Below are 4,523 nucleotides of genomic sequence, written 5' to 3'. Positions count from 1 at the left end.
CCTCAACCGCCCCCGCACACTCCCCCAACCGCGCCGCGAAAACCGGCGAGGAATCCAGCAACTCCACCGCCATCCCCACCCACTGCGACCCCTGACCCGGAAACACCAACACCGTCCTGCCGGGTTCAGCGACCTGTGTGCCGGTGACCACCTGCGGGGAGGGGCGGCCGGTGGCCAGCGCGGCCAGCGCGTCCTTGTGGTCCGCCCGGTCCCCGCCGACGACGACCGCGCGGTGCTCGAACGCCGACCGCGACACCGCGAGCGACAACCCCACATCCGCCACCGACACATCAGCCCCGGCCTCAGTGGCCAGGAACTCCCCGAGCCGCCCCGCCTGCGCCTCCAGCGCCGCCACGCTCTTGCCCGACACCACCCACGGCAGCGGACCGTCCGTCGCCACCGCCGGCTGCTCGGGTACGTCTTCCGCGGTGCCGTCCGTGCTCTGCTCGGTGCCCTGTTCCGTGCCCTGCGGGGCCTGTTCCAGCACCAGGTGCGCGTTGGTGCCGCTGATGCCGAACGACGAGATGCCCGCGCGCCGCGGTCGGTCGGTCTCCGGCCAGGCCTGGTTCTCGGTCAGTAGCTCCACCGCGCCCACCGACCAGTCGACATGCGGGGTCGGCTCGTCCACGTGCAGCGTCTTGGGCAGCACGCCGTTGCGCAGAGCCATCACCATCTTGATCACACCGGCGGCCCCGGAAGCCGCCATGGTGTGGCCGATGTTGGACTTCAGCGAGCCCAGCCACAGCGGCCTCTCCTCCGGTCGGCCCTGACCGTAGGTGGCGAGCAGTGCCTTCGCCTCGATCGGGTCACCGAGGGTGGTGCCGGTGCCGTGGGCCTCGACCACGTCGACCTCGTCCGGCGTGAGGCGGGCGTTGGCCAGGGCCTGGCGGATGACGCGTTCCTGCGAAGGGCCGTGCGGGGCGGTCAGGCCGTTGCTCGCGCCGTCCTGGTTGACGGCCGAGCCACGGATGACGGCGAGCACGGGGTGTCCGTTGCGCCGGGCGTCCGAGAGGCGTTCCAGCAGCAGTACGCCCGCGCCCTCGCCCCAGCCGGTGCCGTCGGCGGCGGCCGCGAACGCCTTGATGCGTCCGTCCGCCGCCAGCCCGCGCTGCCTGCTCAACTCGGTGAAGACACCCGGCGTGGTCATCACCGACACACCGGCCGCGACCGCGAGGGTGCACTCCCCCTGGCGCAGCGCCTGCGCCGCCTGGTGCAACGCCACCAGCGACGACGAGCACGCCGTGTCGACGGTGATCGCCGGACCCTCGAGGCCGAGGAAGTAGGCCAGTCGGCCGGAGATCACGCTGGCTATCTTGCCGGTCAGCAGCAGGCCGTCCAGCCCTTCGGCGGGCTCGTGGAGCAGGGGTCCGTACTCCTGGGTCATGGCGCCGACGAAGACGCCGGTCGGGCTGCCGCGCAGGGTGGTCGGGTCGATGCCGGCCCGCTCGATCGCCTCCCAGGCGACTTCCAGGAGGAGCCGCTGCTGGGGGTCCATGGCGGTCGCCTCGCGCGGGCTGATCTCGAAGAACGGGGCGTCGAACGCCGCCGGGTCGGAGAGGAATCCGGCCTCGCGTACGTAGCTCTTGCCCGACCGGTCCGGATCGGCGTCGTACAGGCCCGCGACATCCCAGCCGCGGTTCGTCGGCAGCCCGGAGATCGCCTCACTGCCGGAGGCGACGAGGTCCCACAGCTCCTCGGGCGATCCCACGCCGCCGGGAAGCCGGCAGCCGAGGCCCACCACGGCCACCGGCTCGTCCCACGCGGCAGCCGCGAGCGCGGGCCCGGCGGCGGACGCCGTCTCCCCGAGCAGCGCGCCGCGCAGATGACGGGCGAGCGCGGCCGGCGTCGGATGGTCGAACACCGCTGTCGGCGAAAGGCGCAGACCGGTGGCGGCGTTGAGGTGGTTGCGCAGCTCGACGGAGGCCAGCGAGTCGAAGCCGAGCTGCTTGAAGGCGCTGTCCGGCCGGACCGCCTCCGGTGTCGCGTGCCCCAGGACGGTCGCGGCGTGCGCGCGCACCATCTCCGTCAGCTCGCGCTCCGCCTCGGCCACGGACATCCCGGCGAACCGCTCCCCGCCCCCGGTACCGCTCGCCGCACCGGCCGCGGCCGTACGCCGGGCGGCACGGGGACGCACCAGGGCGCCGAGCACCGCGGGCAGCGGTCCGCCGCCGCCCTGGGCGAGCCGCGCGGTGTCGAGGCGGGCGGGAACGAGCGTCGGCTCGTCGAGAGCGACGGCCGCGTCGAACAGGGCAAGGCCCTCCCGCGACCGCAGGGGCGTCAGGCCGACCCTGGCCATCCGGGCCAGGTCCGCCCGGTCGAGCTCCCCCGTCATGTCGCTGCGCTGGTCCCACAGGCCCCAGGCCAGCGAGGTGGCCGGGAGTCCCTGGGCCCTTCGGTGCGCGGCCAGCGCGTCGAGGTAGACGTTCGCCGCCGCGTAGTTGCCCTGCCCCGCGCCGCCGAGCGCGCCCATCACCGAGGAGAACAGGACGAACGCCGCCAGATCCCGGTCCCGGGTGAGCCGGTGCAGGTGCCATGCCGCGTCCGCCTTGGGCCGCAGCACCGCGTCGAGCCGCTCGGGTGTCAGTGAGGAGACCAGGCCGTCGTCAAGGACGCCCGCCAGGTGTACGACCGCGGTCAGCGGATGCTCGGCCGGTATCCCCGCCAGCACGCCGGAGAGCGCCTCGGGGTCGGCGACGTCGCACGCCACCGCCGTGGCCGTCGCGCCGAGCCCGGCCAGCCGCTCCACCAGCTCCCCGGCGCCCGCGGCCTCGGGCCCACGGCGGCTGACCAGCAGCAGATGCCGCACCCCGTGTTCGGCCGCCAGGTGGTGGGTGAGCAGACCGCCCAGCGTGCCGGTGCCGCCGGTGACGAGGACCGTGCCCTCGGGATCCCACGCCGTCCGCTCCCGCGAGGGAGTCGGTGCGCCATCGGCCGCGACCCGTACGAGCCGTGGCACCAGGACCGCGCCCCCGCGCACCGCAAGCTGCGGTTCCCCGCCCGCGAGCGCGGCGGGCAGGGCTCGTAGGGAACGCTCGTCCTCGTCGATGTCGAGGAGGACGAATCGGTCCGGATTCTCCGTCTGCGCGGTACGCAGCAGGCCCCACACCGGCGCGGAGGCGAGGTCCGGCCGCTCCTCGGGGCCGGCCGCCACCGCGCCACGGGTGATCAGCACCAGCCGGGTGTCGGCGAACCGTTCGTCGGCGAGCCATGACCGCACCAGGGAGAGCGCCTTGAGGAGTGCGGCGCGAGCGGCGGCGGGGGCACCGGAGGGGGCGTTCCCGGCCTGGCCGGCGTCCTCGGCGTCGGTGGTGTCCTCGGTCAGGGCTGTGGCGTCGTCGGGCAGTTGGCAGGCGAGGACGAGTCCGGGTCGGGAGTCGGTGGCGGCGAGTTCCTGGAACGCGCCGCTGAGTTCGGACAGGTCCGCGTACGGTCGCACTCGCGCGCCGTCCAGGACGGCACCCAGCCCGAGTCCGTCGTCACCCACCAGCGCCCACGGGCCGGCAGGGGGTTGCTCGGCATCCCGCGCGGGCGGGCTCACCGGCACCCATTCCATGCGGAACAACGCGTCGTGGCGTCCGCCCCGCGCCCCGTCCAGCTTCGCGGGGTCGACGGGACGCATCGCCAACGAACCGACCGAGGCGACCGGCGCGCCCTCGGTGTCGGCTACCCGCACCGCGAGGGTGTCGTGGCCGGTCGGGGTCAGCCGCACCCGCACGTGCGTGGCACCGGTCGCGTACAGCCGTACGTCGGACCACACGAACGGCAGCCTCGGCGGCTCCGTTTCCCGCTCGGCCCCCGGGCCGGCCGGGGTGAGCCCGGCGTGCAGGGCCGCGTCGAGCAGCGCGGGGTGGATGCCGAAGGCGGTGGCCTCGGTGTGCCGCTCCGGCGCCAGCACCACCTCGGCGTACACCTCGTCCCCGTGCTTCCACATCGCCCGCACTCCCTGGAAGGCGGGGCCGTACTGGTAGCCGAGGGCGGTCAGCGACGGGTAGAGCCCGTCGATGTCCACCGGCACCGCGCCCACCGGGGGCCACACCCGCGGAGCCCACGCGGACGTCGCGGGACCCCCCGAGGTGAGCGCACCCGCGGCATGGCAGGTCCAGGGCACACCCGTCCCCTCGCCGTCGGGTCGGGAGTAGACGTGCACGGGGCGCCGTCCGGCGTCGTCGGCCTCGCCCACCTCGACCCGCAGCTGGACGGCGTCGGTCGCGGAGAGGACGAGCGGCGCCCGCAGGGTGAGTTCCTCCAGGTGGTCGCCGCCCACCTCGTCGCCCGCGCGGAGCGCCATCTCGACGAAGGCCGTGCCGGGCAGCAGAACGGTGTCGGAGACCGCGTGGTCGACGAGCCAGTCGTGTGTTCGCGACGACAGCCGGCCGGTCAGCACGGTGACATCCGTCCCGGCAAGCTCCACCGCCGCCCCGAGCAGGGGGTGTTCGACCGCCGCCTGTCCGGTCGCGCCCGCGTCCCCCGCGGCAGCGGTCGTCTCCAGCCAGTAGTGCTGGTGCTGGAAGGGGTAGGTGGGC

At 74.6% G+C, this 4,523-nt stretch carries 1 protein-coding gene; it reads right to left on the bottom strand.

All coding sequences use genetic code 11. The features are described 5' to 3' along the window. Positions 1 to 4,523: type I polyketide synthase (locus GKQ77_RS28190; protein ID WP_219691747.1), on the bottom strand; the 4,523-nt coding region annotated here is incomplete at both ends.

The sequence above is a fragment of the Streptomyces anatolicus genome (assembly GCF_019400875.1).
GTDB lineage: Bacteria > Actinomycetota > Actinomycetes > Streptomycetales > Streptomycetaceae > Streptomyces > Streptomyces anatolicus.
This window is presented reverse-complemented; position numbering and strand designations above follow the sequence as displayed.